Origin of the sequence: Streptomyces sp. NBC_01089 (assembly GCF_045162975.1) — a bacterium.
GTDB lineage: Bacteria > Actinomycetota > Actinomycetes > Streptomycetales > Streptomycetaceae > Streptomyces.
Window position 1 is genome coordinate 6,436,327 of sequence record NZ_CP108660.1, and the last position, 22,488, is coordinate 6,458,814.

Sequence of the window (22,488 nt, forward strand, 5' to 3'; positions counted from 1 at the left end):
CCGGGGGGCCGGTTGTGTATCAGCCACTGATACGGGCGTCCGGTGGCCGCGGCCGGTCTGCGAGAATTGGGGACATGATCTCCCGAATCGATCTGCGCGGCGAAGCCCTCCCCGAGGGCGGCGCCCTGCGCGACCTGCTGCCCCGTGCCGAGTTCGACGTACAGGCCGCCCTGGAAAAGGTGCGGCCGATCTGCGAGGACGTGCACCATCGGGGCGACGCGGCGCTGATCGAGTACGCGGAGAAGTTCGACGGTGTACGGCTCGATCAGGTGCGGGTCCCCGCGCAGGCGCTGGCCGACGCCCTGACCGGGCTCGACCCGGCGGTCCGTGCGGCCCTTGAGGAGTCGGTCAGGCGGGCCAGGCTGGTCCACCGCGCCCAGCGGCGCGGCGAGCACACCACCCAGGTCGTCCCCGGCGGCAAGGTGACCGAGAAGTGGGTACCGGTCGAGCGTGTCGGGCTGTACGCGCCGGGCGGACGCTCCGTCTACCCCTCCTCCGTGATCATGAACGTGGTGCCCGCGCAGGAGGCCGGCGTCGAGTCGATCGCCCTCGCGTCCCCGGCGCAGAAGGAGTTCGGCGGACTGCCGCACCCGACGATCCTGGCGGCCTGCGCGCTGCTCGGCATCGACGAGGTGTACGCGGCGGGCGGCGCCACCGCCGTCGCGATGTTCGCCCACGGCACCGAGTCCTGCCCCCCGGCGAACATGGTCACGGGCCCCGGCAACATCTGGGTCGCGGCCGCCAAGCGGTACTTCACCGGCCGGATCGGCATCGACGCGGAGGCCGGCCCGACCGAGATCGCCGTCCTCGCCGACGCCACGGCCGACCCCGTGCACGTCGCGGCCGACCTGATCAGCCAGGCCGAGCACGACCCGATGGCCGCCGCCGTCCTCGTCACCGACTCGGCCGATCTTGCCGACGCGGTGGAGAAGGAGCTGGCGCCGCAGGTCGCGGCCACCAAGCACATCACCGAACGGATCGTCCCCGCCCTGGAGGGCGAGCAGTCCGCGATCGTCCTGGTCGACTCGGTCGACGACGGCCTGAAGGTCGTCGACGCGTACGGCGCCGAGCACCTGGAGATCCAGACCGCCGACGCCGCGGCCGTCGCCGCCCGGGTCCGCAACGCCGGAGCCGTCTTCGTCGGCCCCTGGGCCCCCGTCTCCCTCGGCGACTACTGCGCCGGGTCCAACCACGTCCTGCCCACCGGCGGCTGCGCCTGCCACTCGTCGGGCCTCTCGGTCCAGTCGTTCCTGCGCGGCATCCACATCGTCGACTACACCAGGGACGCGCTCGCCGAGGTCACCCACCACGTGGTGGCGCTCGCCGACGCCGAGGACCTGCCCGCGCACGGCGCCGCCCTCAGGGCGAGGTTCGGATGGCAGGTGCCCACCGCATGACCGGCATCGACGACCTGCCCGTACGGGACGAACTGCGCGGCCAGTCCCCCTACGGCGCGCCCCAACTCGACGTCCCCGTACGGCTGAACACCAACGAGAACCCCTACCCGCTGCCCGAGGCGCTGGTCGACCGGATCGCCGAGCGGGTCCGCGAGGCGGCCCGCACGCTCAACCGCTACCCCGACCGGGAGGCCGTCGAGCTCCGCACCGAGCTGGCCCGCTACCTCACCAGGACCGCGGGCCACCCGGTCACCACGGCCAACGTCTGGGCGGCGAACGGCTCCAACGAGGTCATCCAGCAGCTGCTCCAGACCTTCGGCGGCCCCGGCCGCACCGCCATCGGCTTCGAGCCCTCGTACTCGATGCACGCCCTCATCTCACGCGGCACCGGCACCGGCTGGATCTCCGGACCGCGCAACGAGGACTTCACCATCGACGTCGCGGCGGCCGAGCGCTCCATCGCCGAGAACCGGCCGGACGTCGTCTTCATCACCTCGCCCAACAACCCCACGGGCACCGCGGTCGACACCGCGACGGTCCTCGCGCTGTACGAGGCGGCGCAGGCGGCGGGCCCCTCGATGGTCGTGGTGGACGAGGCGTACGGCGAGTTCAGCCACGCGCCCTCGCTGCTCCCACTGATCGAGGGCCGCCCCCACCTGGTCCTCTCCCGGACCATGTCCAAGGCGTTCGGCGCCGCCGGGCTCCGGCTCGGCTACCTCGCGGCCGACCCGGCGGTGGTCGACGCCGTCCAGCTCGTACGGCTGCCGTACCACCTGTCGTCCGTCACCCAGGCCACCGCGCTCGCCGCCCTGGAGCACACGGATACGCTGTTGCGGTACGTCGAGCAGCTGAAGGCCGAGCGCGACAGGCTCGTCGGCGAGCTGCGCTCCATCGGATACGACGTGACGGAATCCGATGCCAACTTCATCCAGTTCGGCCGCTTCCAGGACGCACCGGCTGCCTGGCGGGCGATCCTCGACCACGGTGTCCTGATCAGGGACAACGGGGTCCCCGGATGGCTGCGGGTCTCCGTGGGCACTCCGGCCGAGAACGACGCGTTCCTCGAAGCGGCGCGCGCACTGTACAAGGAGATCACCGCATGACTCGCGTGGGCCGCATCGGACGGGTGGAACGCACCACCAAGGAGACCTCGGTCGTGGTCGAGATCGATCTCGACGGCACCGGCAAGGTCGACGTGTCGACAGGCGTCGGCTTCTACGACCACATGCTCGACCAGCTGGGCCGCCACGGCCTCTTCGACCTCACGGTCAAGACGGACGGCGACCTGCACATCGACTCGCACCACACCATCGAGGACACCGCCCTGGCGATCGGCGCCGCCTTCAAGCAGGCGCTCGGTGACAAGGTCGGCATCTACCGGTTCGGCAACTGCACGGTGCCGCTGGACGAGTCGCTCGCCCAGGTCACCGTCGACCTCTCGGGCCGCCCCTACCTGGTGCACACCGAGCCGGAGAACATGGCGCCGATGATCGGCGAGTACGACACGACGATGACCCGGCACATTCTGGAGTCCTTCGTCGCGCAGGCCCAGATCGCGCTGCACGTCCACGTGCCGTACGGGCGCAACGCCCACCACATCGTGGAGTGCCAGTTCAAGGCCCTGGCGCGCGCGCTGCGTTACGCGTCCGAGCACGACCCGCGGGCAGCGGGCATTCTTCCTTCGACCAAGGGCGCCCTGTAAGCATGACTGGCCTCAACACCATCCTCATCGTCGTCGGCCTCTTCCTGGCCGGCGGCGTCTACTCCTTCGCCAAGCAGAAGATGCCCGCGAGCCTCATCGTGCTGCTCTCCATCGGAGCCGTGATGTGCCTGGCCGCGGGTGTCATGCGCATCCAGGGAATCTGGACATGACCGAAGGCAAGAAGGTCGTCGTCTTCGACTACGGCTTCGGCAACGTCCGTTCGGCCGAGCGCGCCCTCGCGCACGCCGGCGCCGACGTCGAGATCACCCGTGACTTCGACCGCGCCATGAACGCCGACGGGCTGCTCGTCCCCGGCGTCGGCGCCTTCTCCGCCTGTATGCGGGGGCTCAAGGAGGCACGCGGCGACTGGATCGTCGGCCGCAGGCTGGCCGGCGGCCGCCCCGTCATGGGGATCTGCGTCGGGATGCAGATCCTCTTCGAGCGCGGCATCGAGCACGGCGTGGAGACCGAGGGCCTCGACGAATGGCCCGGCACGGTGGGCCCGCTCAAGGCCGACGTCGTACCGCACATGGGGTGGAACACCGTCGAAGCCCCGGCGGACACCGAGCTGTTCGCCGGGCTCGACGCGGAGGCGCGCTTCTACTTCGTGCACTCCTACGCGGCGCACGACTGGTCGCTCGAAGTCACCAACGCCAACATCCGCGCCCCGCGCGTCACCTGGGCCACCCACGGCGAACGCTTCGTCGCCGCCGTCGAGAACGGCGCCCTGTCGGCCACCCAGTTCCACCCCGAGAAGTCCGGCGACGCCGGCGCCCAGCTGCTGACCAACTGGATCGGAACCCTCTGATGTCCGCCTTGCAGAAGAAGCTCGAACTCCTCCCCGCCGTCGACGTCAGGGACGGCCGGGCGGTCCGCCTGGTCCACGGCGAGTCCGGCTCCGAGACCTCCTACGGCTCCCCCCTGGAAGCCGCGCTGGCCTGGCAGCGGTCGGGCGCCGAGTGGCTGCATCTGGTCGACCTCGACGCCGCCTTCGGCACCGGCGACAACCGGAAGCTGATCTCCGAGGTCGCGTCGGCGATGGACATCAAGGTCGAACTCTCCGGCGGTATCCGCGACGACGCCTCGCTGGCCGCGGCCCTCGCCACCGGCTGCACCCGGGTCAACCTCGGCACCGCCGCGCTGGAGACCCCCGAGTGGGTCGCGAAGATCATCGCCGAGCACGGCGACAAGATCGCGGTCGGCCTCGACGTACGCGGAACGACCCTGCGCGGCCGTGGCTGGACCCGGGACGGCGGTGACCTCTACGAGACGCTCGCCCGTCTCGACTCCGAGGGCTGCGGGCGGTACGTGGTCACCGACATCGCCAAGGACGGCACCCTCCAGGGCCCCAACCTGGAACTCCTGAAGAACGTCTGCGCGGCCACCGACAAGCCCGTCGTCGCATCCGGCGGTGTCTCGTCGCTGGACGACCTGCGGGCCATCTCCTCGCTCGTCCCCTCGGGCGTGGAGGGCGCGATCGTCGGCAAGGCGCTGTACGCCGAGGCGTTCACCCTGGAAGAGGCCCTCGAAGCGGTAGCGGTGGCGGCATGAGCGAAGACGCCACGGACGACGGCGTACGCCGTATCGCGTCCGGCGGCCCGTGGGAGGAGTCGTTCGGCTACTCCCGCGCGGTGGAACTGCCCAACGGCCTCGTCCTGGTCTCCGGCTGCACCTCGGTGGCCGGCGGCCGGATCGCGGAGGGCGGCCCGTACGAACAGGCCGTCACCGCCTTCGGCGTCGCCGTCGACGCGCTCAAGGAGCTCGGCCTGGGAGCCGAGGACGTGGTCCGCACCCGGATGTACGTCACCCACGCCCGCGACGTGGACGAGGTCGGCCGGGCCCACAAGGAACGGTTCGGCGCGGTACGCCCCGCCGCATCGATGATCATCGTCTCCGGTTTCGTCGACCCCAGCCTGGTCGTCGAGGTCGAGGTGGAGGCGTACCGCAGGGAGCGTGCATGACACTCGCCGTACGGGTCATCCCCTGCCTCGACGTGGACAACGGCCGCGTCGTCAAGGGCGTCAACTTCCAGAACCTCCGGGACGCGGGCGACCCCGTCGAGATGGCCAGGCTGTACGACGCCGAGGGCGCCGACGAGCTGACCTTCCTCGACATCACCGCCTCGTCCGGCGACCGCGAGACGACCTACGACGTGGTGCGCCGCACCGCCGAGCAGGTCTTCATCCCGCTCACGGTCGGCGGCGGCGTCCGCACCACCGAGGACGTCGACAAGCTGCTGCGCGCGGGCGCGGACAAGGTCGGCGTCAACACCGCGGCCATCGCGCGCCCGGAACTCATCAGCGAGATCGCCGAACGCTTCGGGCGCCAGGTGCTCGTCCTCTCGGTCGACGCGCGCCGCACCGAGCAGGGCACCTTCGAGGTCACCACGCACGGCGGCCGCCGGGGCACCGGCATCGACGCCGTCGAGTGGGCGCACCGGGCGGCCGAGCTGGGGGCGGGCGAGATCCTGCTCAACTCCATGGACGCCGACGGCACCAAGGACGGCTACGACACCGAGATGATCGCCGCGGTACGCGCACACGTCACCGTGCCGGTCATCGCGAGCGGGGGCGCGGGCGCCCTGGAGCACTTCCCCCCGGCCGTGGGCGCGGGCGCGGACGCGGTGCTCGCCGCGTCGGTCTTCCACTTCGGTGACCTGCGGATCTCCCAGGTCAAGGACGAACTCCGGCAGGCCGGCCACCCGGTCAGATAGCATCGCCCGACCCGATCGGCCGCCTCCTCCCAGGGGGCGGCCGAAGGTGTCTCTCACATGCCGAGCTTGGCCTCGATCGCCTTGGCCGACGCCTCCGCGTCCCCGTCGACCTCCACCTTCGCCGCGTCCTGCCGGCCCGACGCGAACATCGTCAGCTCGCCCGGCTCCCCGGTGACCGTCACCACCGGCGTGCCGCGGTGCGCCACCACCGTCTGGCCGTCCGGCCGCCGCAGCACGAGCCCCACCGGCGCCTTGCGCCCCATCAGCCTGGCCGCCTTCTCCAGCCGCCGCCACAGCGACTCGGCGAAGACCGGGTCCACCTCACGGGGCGACCAGTCGGGCTGCGCCCGCCGGACGTCCTCGGCGTGCACGAAGAACTCGACCGCGTTGGCGCCCTCGTCCACCTGCTTGAGCGAGTAGGGGGAGAACTTCGGCGGCCCCGTACGGATCAGCTGGATCAGCTCCTCGTACGGCTTCGCGGTGAACTCGCCCTGCACCCGGTCGAGGCGCCCCTTGAGCGCGCCGATCATGATCCCGCCCGCCGCGTCGAGCCGCCGCTCGCGTACCACCACATGGGCGGCGAGATCGCGGGTCTTCCAGCCCTCGCAGAGGGTCGGGGCGCCGGGTCCCGCGGCCTCCAACAGGTCGGCGAGGAGAAGTCGTTCGCGTTTGGCATGGGTCGACATGTCCGCCAGCGTACGGCCGCCCGCGCCGTTCCGCCCAGTGGACGGCGGCCCGCAGGCGCACGGGGGAGCGGCACAATGGACCCCATGACCAGTACGTCCAGCACGCCGCAGCCCAGCCGTCTCGACCCGGCGATCGCCGCCCGCCTCAAGCGCTCCGCGGACGGCCTGGTGCCGGCCATCGCCCAGCAGTACGACACGGGCGAGGTACTGATGCTCGGCTGGATGGACGACGAGGCCCTGCACCGCACCCTCACCACAGGCCGCTGCACCTACTGGTCGCGCAGCCGCCGCGAGTACTGGGTCAAGGGCGACACGTCCGGGCACGCGCAGCACGTCAAGTCGGTCGCCCTCGACTGCGACGCCGACACGGTCCTGGTGAAGGTGGACCAGGTCGGCGCGGCCTGCCACACGGGCGAGCGGACCTGCTTCGACGCCGACGTCCTGCTGGGCCGAGACAGCCCGGCCTGATCCAAACGGAAGACCCTAGACTTCCGCCATGGACCTGGAGACCTTCCGCAAGCTCGCCGCCGACCGACGCGTCATCCCCGTGAGCCGCACCCTGCTCGCCGACGGAGACACCCCGGTGGGTCTCTACCGCAAGCTCGCCGCCGAGCGCCCCGGCACCTTTCTCCTGGAGTCCGCCGAGAACGGCCGCACCTGGTCCCGCTACTCCTTCATCGGCGTACGGTCCGCCGCCACCCTCACCGAACGCGACGGCGCCACCCACTGGGAGGGCGCACCGCCGGTCGGCGTCCCGGTCGACGGCGACCCGCTGCAGGCCCTGCGCGCCACGGTCGAGGCGCTGCACACCCCGCGCGACCTGGCGGGCGGTCTGCCGCCCTTCACCGGTGGCATGGTCGGCTACCTCGGCTACGACATCGTGCGCCGCCTGGAGAAGGTCGGCCCCGGCGAGCGCGACGACCTGAAGCTGCCCGAGCTGACCATGCTGCTCACCTCGGACCTCGCCGTGCTCGACCACTGGGCGGGCACGGTCATGCTGATCGCCAACGCGATCAACCACAACGACCTCGACACCGGCGTCGACGAGGCGTACGCCGACGCCGTGGCCAGGCTCGACGCCATGGAGGCCGACCTCGCGCGCCCTTCGGGCACCGCGCCCGCCGTACTGCCCGCGTCCGAGCTGCCCGCGTACACCGCGCTCTGGGGCGGCCCGGAGTACCAGGCCGTGGTCGAGGACATCAAGGAACGCATCAGGGCCGGTGAGGCTTTCCAGGTCGTCCCCTCCCAGCGCTTCGAGACGGCCTGCACGGCGAGCGCCCTGGACGTCTACCGGGTGCTGCGCGCCACCAACCCCTCGCCGTACATGTACCTCTTCCGCTTCGACGGCTTCGACGTCGTCGGCTCCAGCCCCGAGGCGCTGGTCAAGGTCGAGGACGGGCGTGCCCTGGTGCACCCCATCGCCGGGACCCGGCACCGCGGCGCCACCCCGCGCGAGGACCAGGAGCTCGCCGACGAGCTGCTCGCCGACCCGAAGGAGCGCGCCGAGCACCTGATGCTGGTCGACCTCGGCCGCAACGACCTCGGGCGGGTCTGCGAGCCGGGCTCCGTCGAGGTCGTCGACTTCATGTCGGTCGAGAAGTACTCCCACGTCATGCACATCGTGTCCACCGTGACGGGCCGGGTCGCCGAGGGGCGCACCGCCTTCGACGTCCTCACCTCCTGCTTCCCCGCCGGCACGCTCTCCGGCGCCCCCAAGCCCCGCGCGCTGCAGATCATCGACGAGCTGGAGCCGACCAGGCGCGGCCTCTACGGCGGCTGCGTCGGCTATCTCGACTTCGCGGGCGACTCGGACACCGCCATCGCCATCCGGACGGCCCTGCTGCGCGACGGCACCGCCTATGTGCAGGCCGGGGCGGGCGTGGTCGCCGATTCCGATCCGGTGTCCGAGGACAACGAGTGCCGCAACAAGGCGGCTGCCGTGCTCCGCGCCGTCGGTTCGGCCAACCGCCTCACCGGGCCGAAGGGACGTAAGGGATAGTGGAGGGCGTGAGTGCCGTACCCCCGCCCCGATCCGAAGCAGGACCGGCCGCCGCCTCCCCGGGCGGCCGCCGCAGTCTTGCCACCGCTCTGATACTCGGCGCAGTCGGCGCTGCCGTCGTCCTCCTCGCCTCCGGCCAGACCTGGGCCACGGGCAATGCCCCGGTCGGCGGCGGCGCGCTGCCGCTGACGGCCGACGGCGGCGATGTCACGGGAGTGCCCACGGCGCTCGCGATCGTCGGCCTCGCCGCTCTCGTCGCCGTTTTCGCGGTACGCAGGGCGGGCCGTCTCTTCGTCTCGGCGCTGCTCGCGGTCTGCGGGGCCGGTGCGGCCGCCGCGGCCGTCGCCGGAGCGCGCGACAGCTCGGCGCTGGACGAGAAGGCGGCCACATCCGCCGGGAACACCGCCACCACCATCGAGGCGCTCTCCCACACGGCCTGGCCGTACGTGGCCGCGTTCGGCAGCCTGCTGATCCTCGTCGCGGGCCTGCTCGCCCTGCGCTACGGCAGGCAGTGGCCCGCCATGTCCAGCAGGTACGAGCGCGACGGCACCCCGCGGCCGCGCCGGCCGCGCACGGCGCCGGACCCGGAGCGCCCCGAGGAGATATGGAAGGCGCTCGACCGCGGTGAGGACCCCACGCGCGAAGCGTGACGGACAGCTCACCCCCCAGCTCATCCCCGCGCACCGCGGTGCGCGACAATGGGCATGAGCTTCCGGCGCCCGGCCGGGCCACGGCTGGGACGGGCGACCGCGGAACACGCCCTTAGAGGGCCTGGACACACAGCAACGAGGAGCAACTCATGGCGGGCACCAGCCACGGACACACCCCGGCCGCCTGGACCGGCGTCATCATCGCCTTCATCGGCTTCTGCGTCTCGGGCGCCTTCATGGTGATGGCCAGCCCGGTCGGGGTCATCGCCGGACTCGTCGTCGTGGTCCTCGGCGGCGTCGTCGGACTCGGCATGAAGGCCGCGGGTCTTGGCATGCCGAAGGAGTCCGAGGCCAGCATCCAGGCCAGGGCGCGCGCCGCCCAGGCGCAGGTGCACTGACGCCCTCTCCCGCGAGCACCGTCGTACCACGGGGCGCAGTCCGGTCACCCGGGCTGCGCCTTCCCGTTTGAGCTGCGCCTTCGCGTACGAACAGGGAGAATCGCCGCGTGGACCCCAACGCAGCCCCCGCCGCCCTCCGCGCCCCGGCCCAGGCCCCGGGCCCCGTCCCGGCCCCGCATCCGGGCGCGGCACCGCATCCGGCCTGGCTCCAGGCCCCCGGCCACCCGGTGCCCCCGGCCGCCCCCGAGCCGCTCGTACGGAGGGTTCTCGTACCGCTCGGCACCCTGGCCGCCGTCGCCGCCGCCTTCACCTATGTCGGCGCGGTCGACCCCAACCACCCCGGCCACTACCCGGTCTGCCCGCTCTACGCGCTCACCGGTGTCTACTGCCCGGGCTGCGGCGGGCTGCGCAGCGCCCACGAGTTCGCCCACGGTCACTTCCTGGCGGCCCTCGGTGACAACGCGCTCGCCGTCGTCGGGTACGGGGTGTTCGCCGTGGTGATGGTGGTGTGGCTGGTTCGCGCCGTACAGGGACGGGCCACGCGGTTCACGATGCGGCCCGCGCTCTGGTGGGGGATCGGCGCCGTGGCCCTGGTCTTCAGCGTGCTGCGCAACTTCCCGGTGGGGTCCTTCCTGGCCCCCTGAGTGTCCACGGACCGGAACTCGCACCGACCGGATGCGGGGCCCCGGGTCTTCTACGGATAGCATCACCTTGGCTGATCCTGATCCATCCACACGTCCCGGAAGGGGGCCGCTCGCGTGAGTGTGCTCGACGAGATCATCGAAGGCGTACGCGCCGACCTCGCGGAGCGGCAGGCGAGCGTCAGCCTCGACGAGCTCAAGGACCGCGCGGCGAAGGCCCCCCAGGCCAGGGACGGCGTCGCGGCCCTGCACGGCGACAGCGTCAAGGTCATCTGCGAGGTCAAGCGCTCCAGCCCGTCGAAGGGCGCGCTGGCCGCCATCGCCGACCCCGCGGCGCTCGCCGCCGACTACGAGGCGGGCGGCGCGTCCGTCATCTCCGTACTGACCGAGGGGCGCCGCTTCGGCGGCTCGCTGGCCGACCTGGAGGCCGTCCGGGCCAAGGTCGACATCCCGATCCTGCGCAAGGACTTCATCGTCACCGCGTACCAGCTCTGGGAGGCGCGGGCGTACGGAGCCGACCTGGTGCTCCTGATCGTCGCCGCCCTGGAGCAGGAGGCGCTGGTCTCGCTGATCGAGCGCGCCGAGTCCATCGGGCTCACCCCGCTGGTCGAGGTGCACGACGAGGACGAGGCCGAGCGGGCGGTCGCCGCCGGTGCCCGGATCATCGGGGTCAACGCGCGCAACCTCAAGGACCTCAAGGTCGACCGCGGCACGTTCGAGCGCGTCGCACCCGAGATCCCCTCGCACGTGGTCAAGGTCGCCGAGTCCGGTGTCCGCGGCCCGCACGACCTGATCGCCTACGCCAACGACGGCGCCGACGCCGTGCTGGTCGGCGAGTCCCTGGTCACCGGCCGCGACCCGAAGGGAGCCGTCGCCGACCTGGTCGCCGCCGGCGCCCACCCCGCCCTGCGGCACGGGCGGGACTGACCCCCATGGCCATCGCCCGTCTCTCGCGTGGGTGCAAGCCCCGCGGCTGCCGTGCGCCCGCCCGGCGGGTGCACGGGCGACGGGTGCGCTACCACATCGGGTCCGAGCCCGGCCAGATCAACGGCATGCGATGGCGTCGCTGAGCGGACAGCTCAGCCACACCTCTCACCTCCTGCGTACCACCCCTTACGTACCTGCGGAGATCACGCATGTCTTCAGAGTTCTTCATCCCGGATCCGGACGGCCGGATCCCCAGCGCCGAGGGCTACTTCGGCGCCTTCGGCGGCAAGTTCATCCCCGAGGCGCTCGTCGCCGCGGTGGACGAGGTCGCCGTCGAGTACGACAAGGCGAAGGCCGACCCGGCGTTCGCCGCCGAGCTGAACGACCTCATGGTCAACTACACCGGCCGGCCCAGCGCCCTCACCGAGGTACCGCGGTTCGCCGAACACGCCGGTGGCGCACGGATGTTCCTCAAGCGCGAGGACCTCAACCACACCGGCTCCCACAAGATCAACAACGTGCTCGGCCAGGCGCTGCTCACCAAGCGCATGGGCAAGACCCGGGTCATCGCGGAGACCGGCGCCGGCCAGCACGGCGTCGCCACGGCGACCGCCTGCGCCCTGTTCGGCCTCGAATGCACCGTCTACATGGGCGAGATCGACACCGAGCGCCAGGCGCTCAACGTCGCCAGGATGCGGATGCTCGGCGCCGAGGTCGTCGCCGTGAAGTCCGGCAGCCGCACCCTCAAGGACGCCATCAACGAGGCGTTCCGCGACTGGGTCGCCAACGTGGACCGTACGCACTACCTCTTCGGCACGGTCGCCGGGCCGCACCCCTTCCCGGCGATGGTGCGCGACTTCCACCGGGTGATCGGCGTCGAGGCGCGGCGGCAGATCCTGGAGCGCGCCGGCCGGCTCCCCGACGCGGTGGCCGCCTGTGTCGGCGGCGGGTCCAACGCCATCGGCCTCTTCCACGCGTTCATCCCGGACACGTCCGTGCGGCTGGTCGGCTTCGAGCCCGCCGGGCACGGCATCGCGACCGGCGAGCACGCGGCCACGCTCTCCGCGGGTGAGCCGGGGATCCTGCACGGCTCCCGCTCGTACGTACTCCAGGACGATGAGGGCCAGATCACCGAGCCCTACTCGATCTCCGCCGGGCTCGACTACCCCGGCATCGGCCCCGAGCACGCCTACCTCAAGGACACCGGGCGGGGCGAGTACCGCGCGGTGACCGACGACGAGGCCATGCAGGCGCTGCGCCTGCTGTCGCGCACCGAGGGGATCATCCCGGCCATCGAGTCCGCGCACGCGCTGGCCGGTGCGCTGGACCTCGGCAAGGAACTGGGCGAGGACGGCCTGATCGTGGTCAACCTGTCAGGCCGCGGCGACAAGGACATGGACACGGCTGCCCGTTACTTCGGGCTCTACAGCGCGGACGCGGAGGTGGCGGCCAAGTGAGCGGCAACGGCGGAAACAGCGGAACCGGTGGGCACGGCGGAAACACGGCGCTCCTCAGCACGGTCCTGGCCGGGGCGAAGGCGGAGGACCGGGCGGCGCTCATCGCGTACCTCCCGGCCGGCTTCCCCACGGTCGACGGCGGCATCGCAGCGGTGAAGGCCGTCATCGAGGGCGGCGCCGACATCGTCGAGGTGGGGCTCCCGCACAGCGACCCCGTCCTCGACGGACCGGTCATCCAGACCGCCGACGACATCGCGCTCAAGGGCGGCGTGAAGATCGCCGACGTACTGCGCACGGTCCGTGAGGCGTACGAGGCCACCGGCGCGCCCATCCTCGTCATGACGTACTGGAACCCCATCGACCGGTACGGCGTCGAGCGGTTCACCGCCGAGCTGGCCGACGCGGGCGGCGCCGGCTGCATCCTGCCCGACCTGCCGGTCCAGGAGTCCGCACTGTGGCGCGAGCACGCGGAGAAGCACGGTCTGGCGACCGTCTTCGTCGTCGCGCCGAGCAGCAGGGACGAACGGCTGGCGACGATCACCGCCGCCGGCTCCGGCTTTGTCTACGCGGCCTCGCTGATGGGGGTCACCGGCACCAGGAACTCCGTGGGCGAGCAGGCCCAGGAGCTCGTGCGGCGCACCCGCGCCACCACCGAGCTGCCGGTGTGCGTGGGGCTCGGGGTGTCCAACGCCGAGCAGGCCGCCGAGGTCGCCGGGTTCGCCGACGGAGTGATCGTCGGATCCGCGTTCGTCAAGCGGATGCTCGACGCGGAGAACGACGCCGCGGGTCTGGAGGGCGTCCGCGAACTGGCGGGCGACCTGGCCAAGGGCGTACGCGGAAGCTGACGCCGTCGCTCGTACGGGTGGAACTGGGACCGGGGAGGCACGCTCGTGCCTCCCCGGTTCGTTGCTGCGGGTGTGAGCGAGAAGAACCGAGACGCGAAGAGGGCCGCCCGCGAGCGGCTCGTCGAAGAGCGCGAGAAGCAGAAGGCCCGTGACCGGCGCAAGCGGGGAATGATCGTCGGCGGCTCCGTGGTGGGGGTGCTGGCGCTGGCCGCCGTGATCGGAGTGGTCGCGGCCAACTCCGGCAAGGACAGCGGCGATTCCAGAGCGAACAGCCCCCTCACCGTGCCGAGCGGCGCGACCGGGAAGGACAGCCTGGCCGTCCCGGTGGGGGCGAGCGACGCACCGTCCACGCTCACCGTCTGGGAGGACTTCCGCTGCCCGGCCTGCGGCCAGTTCGAGAACGGCTTCCGCAGCACGGTCCACGAGCTGGAGAAGTCCGGTCAGCTGAAGGTCGAGTACCACATCGCCACGCTCATCGACAGCAACATGGGCGGCACGGGCTCGCTGCGCGCGGCCAACGCGGCCGCCTGCGCGCAGGACGAGAGGAAGTTCCCCGCCTACCACGACGTGCTCTACGAGAACCAGCCCGAGGAGACCACCGACCCCTACGCGCAGAACAGCAAGCTGCTCGACCTCGCGGGGAAGGTCAAGGGGCTGAGGACGGCCGCCTTCACCTCCTGTGTGAACAGCGGGAAGCACGACAGCTGGGTGAAGCGGTCGAACGAGGCGTTCCAGAAGGGCGGCTTCAGCGGCACCCCGACCGTCGAGCTCAACGGCTCGTCGGTCTTCCCCAAGAAGGGCGACGAGCAGATCTCGCCCGCCAATCTGAAGAAGTGGGTGACCGAGGCCAACCAGGGCAAGAAGGCGGGCACGGTCTCACCGGCGCCCGCTTCCTGAGCACGCCGGGGAGGGGCCTTGTTACGCATACGTTGCCGGGTGGGTGGTCCGACGGCCCGCCCGGCCATGTAGCGTCGGCGGTGCCATGAACCTTGCCTTCATCCCCAGTCCGTCGACCGGCGTGATCCATCTCGGACCGATCCCGCTGCGCGGCTATGCGTTCTGCATCATCATCGGTGTCTTCGTCGCCGTCTGGTACGGCAACAAACGCTGGGTCGCCAGGGGCGGCAACGCCGGCACCGTGGCCGACATCGCGGTGTGGGCCGTGCCCTTCGGTCTGGTCGGCGGCCGGCTGTACCACGTCATCACCGACTACGAGCTGTACTTCAGCAGCGGCCGGGACTGGGTCGACGCCTTCAAGATCTGGGAAGGCGGCCTGGGCATCTGGGGTGCGGTCGCGCTCGGCGCGGTCGGCGCCTGGATCGGCTGCCGCCGTCGCGGGATCCCGCTGCCCGCCTGGGCCGACACCCTGGCGCCCGGCCTCGCCTTCGCGCAGGCCATCGGCCGCTGGGGCAACTGGTTCAACCAGGAGCTGTACGGCAAGCCGACCGATCTGCCCTGGGCGCTGAAGATCAGCGAAGGCACCGACCGGATCGCCGGGACGTACCACCCGACCTTCCTCTACGAGTCGCTCTGGTGCGTCGGCGTCGGCCTCCTCGTCATCTGGGCCGACCGCCGCTTCACCCTCGGCCACGGGCGGGCGTTCGCGCTGTACGTCGCCTCGTACTGTGTGGGCCGCGCCTGGATCGAGCACATGCGGGTCGACTACGCGCACCGGATCCTCGGGCTGCGGCTCAACGACTGGACCGCGCTGATCATGTTCCTGCTCGCGGTGGCGTACCTGGTCATCTCGTCGAGGCTGCGCCCCGGCCGTGAGGAGATCGTCGAGCCCGCCGCCGTGGAGGCGGCAGCCGCGGCCGCCGACACAAAGGACGCCAAGGACTCGGCGCCCAAGGACGCGCCCGAGGATTCCGTGGCTGAGGACTCTGCGGCTGACGGCGACGGCAACAGCGACGGTGACGGCGGCGGAGCCGGGGTCAAGGCGGAAGCCCGGGCCGAGAAGGGCTGACCGGCCCGCCGGCCCCGGCCGCGTCTCAGACCCGCCGGCGTTCCGCGAGATCCAGCGTGCGCCGGGCGCCCGCCACCACGGCCGCGTCCACGAACCGGCCGTCGGGAAGCGCCAGCGCCCCCTCGTCGGTGGGCGCGGCCAGCACGATGTCCCGCGCCGCCCGCACCTCGGCCGCGGTGGGCAGATACGCCTCCTCGATCACCGGCAGCTGCCTCGGATGGATCGCCGCGCGCCCCAGGAAGCCCAGTGTCCTGCCGCGTGCGCAGGACGCCGCGAGTCCCTCCAGGTCGCGGACGTCCGCGTACACCGACTGGGCGGGCGGGGCCAGCCCCGCCGCCCGCGCCGCGACCACCGCACGGCTCCGCGGCCAGGCGAGACCCGCCTCGTCGTACACCCCCAGATCGGCCCGCAGATCCGCCTCGCCGAGCGCAAGCCCCCGCACCGAAGGGGTGGCGGTGGCGATCTCGTACGCCCGCTCCACCCCGAGCGCCGACTCCAGGATCGGATAGAGCGCGATGCCCGCGCGGCCCGCTTCGGCCGCCCAGCCGGCCACATCGCGCACCTCCGCGGGACCGCCCGCCTTCGGTAGCCGCAGGCCCGCGAGCCCCGGCAGCCCGGCGACGGCCCGTACGTCCCGCTCCGCGAGCGGACCGTCCAGCGCGTTGATCCGCACATGCACCGGCGAGGGGCCGGGGGACGGGTCGGTGAGGAGTTCGGCCGTGGCGTCACGCGCGTACGCCTTGCGGTCCGGCGCGACCGCGTCCTCCAGGTCGACCAGCACCACATCGGCGCCCGACGCCAGCGCCCTCGCCACCACGGCGGGCCGGTCGCCCGGCACGTACAACCAGGTCAGCACGGTCCGCACCGGGCTGGGTGCGGGCAGCGCCTCCGACGACACATTCACCGGACCGCACCCGAATCCCGCAGGGCCGCGATAGCGGCCGGTGCCAGGCCGATCCCGGTCAGTACCTCGTCGGTGTCGGCGCCGTGCGGGCGTCCGGCCCACTTGACGGCGCCGGGAGTCCCGGAGAGCCGGAAGAGGACGTTCTGCATCCGGATGGTGCCCAGCTCCTCGTCCGGGACCTCCGTGATCGTGCCCAGCGCCCGGTACTGCGGGTCCGCCATCACATCGCCGATCTCGTAGACCGGCGCGATGGCCGCCTGGGCCTCCTCGAACGCCGTCACCACCTCGGCCCGGTCGTGCCGGGCGATCCAGTCGCCGACCGCCGCGTCCAGCTCGTCGGCGTGCCGGGCGCGCTGCGCACCGGAGGCGAACCACGGCTCGTCGATGACCTCGGGCCGCCCCACCAGCCGCATCACCCGCTCAGCGATCGACTGGGCCGACGTCGACACGGCCACCCAACTGCCGTCGCGGGTGCGGTAGGTGTTGCGCGGCGCGTTGTTGTTCGACCGGTTGCCGGTGCGCGGCTGTACGTAGCCGAGCTGGTCGTACCAGATGGCCTGCGGGCCGAGCACCGCCAGCATCGGCTCGATGATCGCCATGTCCACGACCTGGCCGCACCCGGTCACGTCCCGCCCGGCGATGGCCGTCATCACGGCGTACGCGGTGGAGAGCGCGGCCACCGAGTCGGCGAGGCCGAAGGGCGGCAGCGTCGGCGGTCCGTCCGGCTCGCCGGTCATGGCGGCGAACCCGCTCATGGCCTCGGCGAGAGTGCCGAACCCCGGGCGCCGGGCGTACGGACCGAACTGGCCGAACCCGGTCACCCGCGCCAGCACGAGCCGCGGGTTGGCCGCGGACAGCTCCGCCCAGCCCAGGCCCCACTTCTCCAGGGTGCCGGGCCGGAAGTTCTCTATGACCACATCCGCTCCCGCCGCCAGCTTCAGCAGCACATCGCGGCCGTCGGGCGAGGAAAGGTCCAGCGTGATGTTCCGCTTGTTCCTGCCCAGCAGCTTCCACCACAGCCCCACACCGTCCTTGCTCGGGCCGTGCCCGCGCGAGGGGTCGGGCTTGCGGGGGTGCTCCACCTTGATGACCTCGGCCCCGAAGTCGCCGAGCATCGTCGCGGCCAGCGGCCCGGCGAAGAGCGTCGCCAGATCGAGGACGCGCAGTCCTTGGAGGGGGGAGGGCCGGGGCGCGTCCGCGTCCGGTGTCTCCGCGGTCTCGTCGTGCATCTGTGGTGCCTCCACTGCCCTCGTCATGCCGGTAGGTCCCCTCGCCGCACATGGCGCAGCGTGCGCTCGGCGAGTGTGTCGAAGCCGATGCCGTCCAGGCCGCCCACCGTGGTGGCCAGCCGGTTGTGCAGCGGCGCTGTCCAGCGGGACGGCAGCGCGCGCGGGCCGCCCGCGAGCAGCCCCGCGACGCTGCCCGCCGTCGCACCGTTCGAGTCGGTGTCCCAGCCGCCGGACACCGCGCGGCAGACGGAGCCGGTGAAGTCGCCGTCCGCGTGGGTCAGCGCGGCCGCGAGCAGCGCCGCGTTCGGCAGTACGTGCACCCAGTGGTGGTCGCCGTACGCCGTGTGCAGCTCGTCCACGACCGACTCGAACGCGGCGGCGCTGCCCAGCGGTTCGGCGGCGGCCCGGTCGATACCGAAGCGCACCGCGGCCGCGTACCTGGAGCCGGGCGGCACGACCGACAGACCGGCGCGCAGACAGGCGTGGACGTCCGCGCCGCCGCCCGCCGCGGCCGCGATCACGGCGGCGGCGAACATCTCGCCGTACACCCCGTTCGCCGTATGGGTGAGCACCGCGTCCCGCCAGGCCGCGCCGGCCGCCGCGCCCGGGTCGCCCGGGTGGGTCCAGCCGAAGACATCGGCCCTGATCTGCGCGCCGATCCACTCACGGAACGGATTGCGGTACGCGGCGGTGTCCGGCGGCTCCACCCCGGCGAGCAGATTGCGGTACGCGACCCGCTCGGCGGTGAAGGTACGGCCGGCCGGCAGCTCGTCAAGCCACAGCTGCGCCACGTCCGCGGTGCTGAAGTCCGGGCCGTACCGGTCGAGCAACAGCAGGCCGAGCAGCGGGTAGTTGAGGTCGTCGTCCTCGGGGGCGCCGTCGATGTTCTCGGCGAGCGAGGTGGGGCGCGAGCGGCGGTTCCACGGATGGGCGGCGGCCACATCGGGGTCGAGGCCCACCTCGGTGAACCAGTCGTCCAGCGGCCAGTTGCCGGTGGAGCGGGCGATGGCCCTGATGCCTTCGAGCGTCAGCTTCTCGACCGGCTTGCCGAGTACGCAGCCCGCCGCCCGGCCCAGCCAGGACGCTTCGAGGCGTGCGCGCAGCGCGTCCCGGTCCGCCGGAGCGGCCGTCGGCGCGGGCCACGCGGGGCACAGCGCCCTGATCGCGTCCAGGCCGGTCGGCTCGTCGGCCGCCAACGGCGATACGGTGGCGCCCAGTTCGTCCAGGAGTTCCCCGGCGAGCGCGCGCAGCTCCGGGGTCGCGGGTTCCGCGGACGCGCCCGCGCGGGCCGGTGCCAGATGGCCGCCCGCGGTGGTCCACCGCTGCCGGGCCGCCACCGGATCGCGCCCGTCCTGCGCGGCCTGCGCCAGCTCGTGGCCCACCAGGTCCTCGGGCTGCACCCAGGTCAGCCGCAGCGCCCGGCCGGTCACGGCCGGGGCGCCCGGGGCGGTCACCTGGCACCCGCTATGGCGCCGAACAGCGCCTCGTGCTCACGGCGCCGCTCCAGGTCATGGGCGAACACCTCACGGGTGACGGCCGCGAGCGCGGTGGCCGGGGCGTGCAGATCGAGCCGGCTGGCCGTGGCGACCTGACCCGCCCAGTCGGCGGGCACCGCGCCCTCACCGTGGAGCGCGCCGACGATCGCGCCGCTCATGGTGGCGATGGAGTCGCAGTCCCGGCCGTAGTTGACGGAGCCGAGGACGGTCTCGCGGAACTCCCCGCGGCCCGCGAGCAGCATCCCGAGCGCCACCGGCAGCTCCTCGATGGAGTGCAGCCGCGACGGCCGGCGGGCGCCGAGCGACGGCTTGCGGTACTCGGGGCCCACGGTGTCGAAGGGGGTCACCGCCTCCCGCAGCGGCTTCAGCGCCGACTCGAACCCGTCGTGCGCGGCGGCCACTTCGCAGACCGCCTCGATCGCCGCGCGGGTGCCGTCCTTCGCCAGCCCGATGACGTCCCCGACCACCGATTCGGGGGTCGCGCCCGGCTTGCAGGCCGCCGCGACGGCAGCCGCGAAGACCGCGGCGGCCTCGCGGCCGTAACTGGACTGGTGGGCGCCCGCGATGTCGAGGGCCTCGGCGTACGCGTTGGCCGGGCTGCCCGCGTTGACCAGGCCGACGGGCGCCATGTACATCGCGGCGCCGCAGTTGACGATGTTGCCGACCCCGGCCTCGCGCGGGTCGACATGCCCGTAGTGCAGCCGCGCCACGATCCACTTCTCGGCGAGGAAGATCCGTTGCAACGGCAGTGCCTCCGCCTCGAGTTCGGGGATCCAGCGCGGTGTGCCCATCAGGTCGGGCACCAGATGGTCGGCCACCGCGTACGCGTCGAGGTGGTCGCGCACCGTCTCGTAGACGCGGATCAGCGCATGGGTCATCAGGGTGTCGTCGGTGACGTGCCCGTCGCCCTTGTGGTACGGGGCGATCGGCCGGGCCGTACGCCACTCGTCCTTGTAGAAGGGCTCGACGATTCCCTGCACACGGCCGCCGTGCCGCTCGCTGATGGCCTCCGGGGTCCAGCCCTCCACCGGGCCGCCGAGCGCGTCCCCGACGGCGGCGCCGATCAGGGCTCCGGTGGTGCGGTCCTCCAGGGATGGGGTGGGCACGGTCATGAGCGGGTTCCTTCCGGGAAGACAGGCAGATGGGAGGCGAGCCGTGCGGCGACCTCGACGAGATCGGTGCCGGCCAGCTGGGGCAGGGCGCAGCCGACGAGGGTGCGGCAGCTGTCCCGCCAGGTGTCGGGCAGGGCATCGGCGCCGCCGATGGCGCCGGTGAGGGCGCCGGCCAGCGCGGGCGCCGAGTCGGCGACCCGGGACAGACAGGCGGCGGACGGCACCGCTTCGGCGAGCGCGCCGCCCGCCGCGAGGGTCATGGCCAGGGCGACCGGGACCGTCTCGGCCGCGGCGATCCCGTAGCTGTAGACGTGGTCGACGATCTCGTGCTCCAGGACGGGGACCAGGGCGAAGGCACTGCCGGGGCGGCCCGTCCCGGCGGCTGTCGCGGTGCGGGCGAGCGCCACCGCGTGCAGGGCGTTGCGGCGGATCTCGCTGCCCTCGGGGAGCTGCGCGAGCGCCTCGTCCACACAGGCGGCGGCCGTCGCCCCGCCCAGCGCGGCGGCGACCGCGGCGGCCATCGCGCGGGCGCCGTGCACCCCGTCGCCGTCCTGCGTGTAGCGGGCGTCGAACTCCGCGAGGCCGGCGGCGGCCGCCGGGTCGCCCGGGTGCACCACGGCGAGTACCGCCGCGCGCACACAGGCCGCGTCGTCGAAGTGGTGCGGATTGTCGTGGCCGGTGGCCGGGGGCCGCAGCCCCGCCGCCAGATTGCCCAGCCCGGCCCGTACGGAGATCCGCGCGCGCAGCGGGATCAGCGCCGACTCGATCTCGTCGGCCTGCGCGGAGGCGGCGGCCACCTCGTCGGCGAGCGCGTTCCAGGCCAGCGCGAGCGCGGAACGCACCCGCTGCCCGGGAGAGAGGTCACTGTGCCCCGACGAGGCCGCCGACAGGATCGCCCGCGCGGTGAACGTGGCCCACTCGGCGTCGTCCGAAGGGCCCAGCTGGAGCGGGGCCGGCGGCTGGTTCAGCGCGATGGGCACCGGCAGGGTGGTGGTGGCGTTCTGCTCGGCGAAGGTGTCCAGTTCGCGGGTGAGTCTGCGGGTCCAGTTGGGCAGCAGCGCCGCGCGGTGCCGGCCGGCCGGCCAGCCCGCGGCGTCGCCCGCCGCGATCCCCAGGAGCAGCCCCTCGACCCGGCGGTGCGGGTCGCGGCCGGTGAGCCCTGGGGCGGGATGAGTCAGCTCTGTCGTCACGAGGCGGCCTGTCTGTCGTGGTTCTCCGGTTCGTTCTCCGGTGCGGTCGCTCGGCCGGCCGCCGTGTCCGGCGGCAGGAGACCGTCGGCGACGTCGAGGATGTGGCGGCCGGCCATGGCGGGCAGACAGCTGCCGCGCACCGGCCCGATGGCCGCCGCCCAGTGGGCCGGGATGCCGCTCTCGCCGCCGAGCGCCCCCGCGAGAGAGCCCGCGACGGCCGCCGTGGTGTCGGCGTCGCGGCCCATGTTCACCGCGGTCAGCACCGAGCCGCGGAAGTCGCCGCGGGCGGCGATGAACGCCCCGAAGGCCAGGCCCACCGCCTCGGGTGCCAGATCCGTCCAGGGGTAACCGCCGATCACGACGGCCGAGCGCACCGCGCGCTCGACCGGCAGCGGCGAGCCGTCAGGAGCGGGCACCGCCCGCCGGGCCGCACTGACCGCGCGGTGCAGTGAGCGCGCGGTCCAGGAGTCCTCGGGGATCACCGAGAGAGCGGCCTGCACCACCGCGTCGGGGCTGTCGCTCACCATCGCGGCGGCCACCCCAGCGGCGACGGCCTGCCCGCCGTAGATCCCCTCGCCGTCATGGCTGACCGTGCCGTCCACCGCGACCAGCCGGGCCGCCTCGGCCGGCCGGCCCGTCGCGTACACCCCGAACGGCGCGGCCCGCATGGCGAGTCCGTCGCTCCAGGCGTGCCGGTGCTGGGCGGAGATCGGGGCGGCGAGACCGCGCCGCAGGTTCTCCAGGGTGCCGCGCTCGCTGAACCCGGCGCCGCGGAACGGGCCTTCGTCGCGGTCGGCGATCCACAGGTGCCACGCCGCCTCGACATGGGCGACGGTCAGCGCCGAACCGTGCTCGGCGAGCAGCATCCCCGAGAAGATCGCGTACTCGGTGTCGTCGGTACCGGCGGGCTCGTCCAGTACGAAGCCCTCGATACGGCCCCAGCGCTCCCTGATCCTGGACGGCTTCATGTTCTCTGCGGGGGCGCCCAGGGCGTCACCCACGGCGAGGCCGAGGAGGGCGCCGCGGGCGCGGTCGCGCAGCGTACGGGGGAGCGCCGGCCGCTCGCGCCGGAGCCGGGCCTGGGGTGGTCCGTGCGCCGTGACTGCTTCGGGGGCCGGGCCTGGGCTGCCGCTCATGGGCTGATCGTGCTCATTTCTGGGGTTGTGCGGGCGCGGA

General features: G+C 72.8%; 26 protein-coding genes. 19 read left to right on the forward strand and 7 right to left on the reverse strand.

The annotated features are described in order from the left end of the window. Positions 1–74: 74 nt before the first annotated feature. Genes hisD through hisF form a run of 8 tightly spaced genes read left to right on the forward strand, consistent with a single transcriptional unit; the run spans position 75 to position 5,812 of the window. Positions 75–1,397, forward strand: coding sequence for a histidinol dehydrogenase (gene hisD / locus OG510_RS28890; RefSeq protein WP_164265432.1), 1,323 nt, complete (start codon positions 75–77; stop codon positions 1,395–1,397). Continuing rightward, complete coding sequence (locus tag OG510_RS28895) at positions 1,394–2,500, forward strand: histidinol-phosphate transaminase (protein WP_164265431.1); 1,107 nt, start codon at positions 1,394–1,396, stop codon at positions 2,498–2,500. The genes hisD and OG510_RS28895 overlap by 4 nt, the downstream gene beginning before the upstream one ends. A gap of 5 nt (positions 2,501–2,505) precedes the next feature. Then, complete coding sequence (hisB, locus tag OG510_RS28900) at positions 2,506–3,099, forward strand: imidazoleglycerol-phosphate dehydratase HisB (protein WP_164265436.1); 594 nt, start codon at positions 2,506–2,508, stop codon at positions 3,097–3,099. Between the two features lie 2 nt (positions 3,100–3,101). Further along, on the forward strand, positions 3,102–3,269 hold the full coding sequence (locus tag OG510_RS28905; RefSeq protein WP_203599910.1) for a hypothetical protein: 168 nt from the start codon (positions 3,102–3,104) through the stop codon (positions 3,267–3,269). Next, positions 3,266–3,907, forward strand: coding sequence for an imidazole glycerol phosphate synthase subunit HisH (gene hisH, locus OG510_RS28910; protein ID WP_406140669.1), 642 nt, complete (start codon positions 3,266–3,268; stop codon positions 3,905–3,907). Before OG510_RS28905 ends, hisH begins: the two co-directional genes overlap by 4 nt. Next, complete coding sequence (gene priA, locus OG510_RS28915) at positions 3,907–4,650, forward strand: bifunctional 1-(5-phosphoribosyl)-5-((5-phosphoribosylamino)methylideneamino)imidazole-4-carboxamide isomerase/phosphoribosylanthranilate isomerase PriA (protein WP_406140670.1); 744 nt, start codon at positions 3,907–3,909, stop codon at positions 4,648–4,650. Before hisH ends, priA begins: the two co-directional genes overlap by 1 nt. Further along, positions 4,647–5,060, forward strand: a complete 414-nt coding sequence (locus OG510_RS28920) for a RidA family protein (protein WP_164265428.1) — start codon at positions 4,647–4,649, stop codon at positions 5,058–5,060. The genes priA and OG510_RS28920 overlap by 4 nt, the downstream gene beginning before the upstream one ends. Next, the gene (hisF, locus tag OG510_RS28925; RefSeq protein ID WP_164265427.1) at positions 5,057–5,812 is read left to right on the forward strand and encodes an imidazole glycerol phosphate synthase subunit HisF; all 756 of its coding nucleotides are present in this window, start codon (positions 5,057–5,059) and stop codon (positions 5,810–5,812) included. The genes OG510_RS28920 and hisF overlap by 4 nt, the downstream gene beginning before the upstream one ends. 53 nt (positions 5,813–5,865) lie before the next feature. On the opposite strand, the gene OG510_RS28930 is transcribed toward hisF, so the two are convergent. Continuing rightward, positions 5,866–6,498 (reverse strand): TIGR03085 family metal-binding protein, encoded by a 633-nt coding sequence (locus OG510_RS28930; protein WP_406140671.1) that lies wholly within the window; start codon positions 6,496–6,498, stop codon positions 5,866–5,868. An 84-nt stretch (positions 6,499–6,582) separates the two neighbouring features. On the opposite strand from OG510_RS28930, the gene hisI reads away from it, so the two are divergent. The 11 genes from hisI to lgt all read left to right on the forward strand — a co-directional run bounded on the left by hisI (position 6,583) and on the right by lgt (position 15,381). Then, positions 6,583–6,966 carry a phosphoribosyl-AMP cyclohydrolase gene (gene hisI, locus OG510_RS28935; RefSeq protein WP_406140672.1) on the forward strand — a complete coding sequence of 128 codons (384 nt, stop codon included), beginning with the start codon at positions 6,583–6,585 and terminating at the stop codon, positions 6,964–6,966. A gap of 28 nt (positions 6,967–6,994) precedes the next feature. Further along, complete coding sequence (locus tag OG510_RS28940) at positions 6,995–8,497, forward strand: anthranilate synthase component I (protein ID WP_406140674.1); 1,503 nt, start codon at positions 6,995–6,997, stop codon at positions 8,495–8,497. Continuing rightward, positions 8,497–9,147 (forward strand): TIGR02234 family membrane protein, encoded by a 651-nt coding sequence (locus OG510_RS28945; RefSeq protein WP_406140675.1) that lies wholly within the window; start codon positions 8,497–8,499, stop codon positions 9,145–9,147. Before OG510_RS28940 ends, OG510_RS28945 begins: the two co-directional genes overlap by 1 nt. Before the next feature lie 149 nt (positions 9,148–9,296). Next, positions 9,297–9,545, forward strand: a complete 249-nt coding sequence (locus tag OG510_RS28950; RefSeq protein ID WP_406140677.1) for an HGxxPAAW family protein — start codon at positions 9,297–9,299, stop codon at positions 9,543–9,545. A gap of 107 nt (positions 9,546–9,652) precedes the next feature. Further along, positions 9,653–10,189, forward strand: a complete 537-nt coding sequence (locus tag OG510_RS28955) for a DUF2752 domain-containing protein (protein WP_406140678.1) — start codon at positions 9,653–9,655, stop codon at positions 10,187–10,189. Between the two features lie 114 nt (positions 10,190–10,303). Then, entirely contained in the window at positions 10,304–11,113 is an 810-nt protein-coding gene (gene trpC / locus OG510_RS28960; RefSeq protein ID WP_406140679.1) for an indole-3-glycerol phosphate synthase TrpC, read from the forward strand. After that, entirely contained in the window at positions 11,110–11,256 is a 147-nt protein-coding gene (gene trpM / locus OG510_RS28965; RefSeq protein ID WP_406142607.1) for a tryptophan biosynthesis modulator TrpM, read from the forward strand. Before trpC ends, trpM begins: the two co-directional genes overlap by 4 nt. Positions 11,257–11,322: 66 nt before the next feature. Continuing rightward, entirely contained in the window at positions 11,323–12,570 is a 1,248-nt protein-coding gene (gene trpB / locus OG510_RS28970; protein WP_406140680.1) for a tryptophan synthase subunit beta, read from the forward strand. Beyond that, positions 12,567–13,415 (forward strand): tryptophan synthase subunit alpha, encoded by an 849-nt coding sequence (trpA, locus tag OG510_RS28975; protein ID WP_406140682.1) that lies wholly within the window; start codon positions 12,567–12,569, stop codon positions 13,413–13,415. The genes trpB and trpA overlap by 4 nt, the downstream gene beginning before the upstream one ends. A gap of 72 nt (positions 13,416–13,487) precedes the next feature. Continuing rightward, positions 13,488–14,312: a DsbA family protein gene (locus OG510_RS28980; protein WP_406140684.1), complete on the forward strand. Its 825-nt coding sequence runs from the start codon at positions 13,488–13,490 to the stop codon at positions 14,310–14,312. An 85-nt stretch (positions 14,313–14,397) separates the two neighbouring features. Beyond that, complete coding sequence (gene lgt, locus OG510_RS28985) at positions 14,398–15,381, forward strand: prolipoprotein diacylglyceryl transferase (protein WP_406140685.1); 984 nt, start codon at positions 14,398–14,400, stop codon at positions 15,379–15,381. Between the two features lie 25 nt (positions 15,382–15,406). On the opposite strand, the gene OG510_RS28990 is transcribed toward lgt, so the two are convergent. The 6 genes from OG510_RS28990 to OG510_RS29015 are packed head-to-tail and all read right to left on the reverse strand — an operon-like array spanning position 15,407 to position 22,448. Further along, a complete protein-coding gene (locus OG510_RS28990; protein WP_406140686.1) occupies positions 15,407–16,285 on the reverse strand; it encodes an HpcH/HpaI aldolase/citrate lyase family protein in 879 nt (292 codons plus the stop codon). Continuing rightward, positions 16,282–17,514: a CaiB/BaiF CoA transferase family protein gene (locus OG510_RS28995; RefSeq protein WP_406142609.1), complete on the reverse strand. Its 1,233-nt coding sequence runs from the start codon at positions 17,512–17,514 to the stop codon at positions 16,282–16,284. Before OG510_RS28995 ends, OG510_RS28990 begins: the two co-directional genes overlap by 4 nt. A gap of 23 nt (positions 17,515–17,537) precedes the next feature. After that, a complete protein-coding gene (locus OG510_RS29000; RefSeq protein ID WP_406140687.1) occupies positions 17,538–18,968 on the reverse strand; it encodes an ADP-ribosylglycohydrolase family protein in 1,431 nt (476 codons plus the stop codon). Then, a complete protein-coding gene (locus tag OG510_RS29005; RefSeq protein WP_406140689.1) occupies positions 18,965–20,122 on the reverse strand; it encodes an ADP-ribosylglycohydrolase family protein in 1,158 nt (385 codons plus the stop codon). Before OG510_RS29005 ends, OG510_RS29000 begins: the two co-directional genes overlap by 4 nt. After that, on the reverse strand, positions 20,119–21,312 hold the full coding sequence (locus OG510_RS29010; RefSeq protein ID WP_406140690.1) for an ADP-ribosylglycohydrolase family protein: 1,194 nt from the start codon (positions 21,310–21,312) through the stop codon (positions 20,119–20,121). Before OG510_RS29010 ends, OG510_RS29005 begins: the two co-directional genes overlap by 4 nt. Then, positions 21,309–22,448: an ADP-ribosylglycohydrolase family protein gene (locus tag OG510_RS29015; RefSeq protein WP_406140691.1), complete on the reverse strand. Its 1,140-nt coding sequence runs from the start codon at positions 22,446–22,448 to the stop codon at positions 21,309–21,311. Before OG510_RS29015 ends, OG510_RS29010 begins: the two co-directional genes overlap by 4 nt. Positions 22,449–22,488: the final 40 nt, after the last annotated feature.

Bases quoted from the DNA above. Each gene is read 5' to 3' on its own strand.
- hisD (WP_164265432.1), top strand. From the start codon at position 75: ATGATCTCCCGAATCGATCTGCGCGGCGAAGCCCTCCCCGAGGGCGGC.
- OG510_RS28895 (WP_164265431.1), top strand. From the start codon at position 1,394: ATGACCGGCATCGACGACCTGCCCGTACGGGACGAACTGCGCGGCCAG.
- OG510_RS28905 (WP_203599910.1), top strand. From the start codon at position 3,102: ATGACTGGCCTCAACACCATCCTCATCGTCGTCGGCCTCTTCCTGGCC.
- hisH (WP_406140669.1), top strand. From the start codon at position 3,266: ATGACCGAAGGCAAGAAGGTCGTCGTCTTCGACTACGGCTTCGGCAAC.
- priA (WP_406140670.1), top strand. From the start codon at position 3,907: ATGTCCGCCTTGCAGAAGAAGCTCGAACTCCTCCCCGCCGTCGACGTC.
- OG510_RS28920 (WP_164265428.1), top strand. From the start codon at position 4,647: ATGAGCGAAGACGCCACGGACGACGGCGTACGCCGTATCGCGTCCGGC.
- hisF (WP_164265427.1), top strand. From the start codon at position 5,057: ATGACACTCGCCGTACGGGTCATCCCCTGCCTCGACGTGGACAACGGC.
- OG510_RS28930 (WP_406140671.1), bottom strand. From the start codon at position 6,498: ATGTCGACCCATGCCAAACGCGAACGACTTCTCCTCGCCGACCTGTTG.
- hisI (WP_406140672.1), top strand. From the start codon at position 6,583: ATGACCAGTACGTCCAGCACGCCGCAGCCCAGCCGTCTCGACCCGGCG.
- OG510_RS28940 (WP_406140674.1), top strand. From the start codon at position 6,995: ATGGACCTGGAGACCTTCCGCAAGCTCGCCGCCGACCGACGCGTCATC.
- OG510_RS28950 (WP_406140677.1), top strand. From the start codon at position 9,297: ATGGCGGGCACCAGCCACGGACACACCCCGGCCGCCTGGACCGGCGTC.
- trpB (WP_406140680.1), top strand. From the start codon at position 11,323: ATGTCTTCAGAGTTCTTCATCCCGGATCCGGACGGCCGGATCCCCAGC.
- lgt (WP_406140685.1), top strand. From the start codon at position 14,398: ATGAACCTTGCCTTCATCCCCAGTCCGTCGACCGGCGTGATCCATCTC.
- OG510_RS28995 (WP_406142609.1), bottom strand. From the start codon at position 17,514: ATGCACGACGAGACCGCGGAGACACCGGACGCGGACGCGCCCCGGCCC.
- OG510_RS29005 (WP_406140689.1), bottom strand. From the start codon at position 20,122: ATGACCGTGCCCACCCCATCCCTGGAGGACCGCACCACCGGAGCCCTG.
- OG510_RS29015 (WP_406140691.1), bottom strand. From the start codon at position 22,448: ATGAGCGGCAGCCCAGGCCCGGCCCCCGAAGCAGTCACGGCGCACGGA.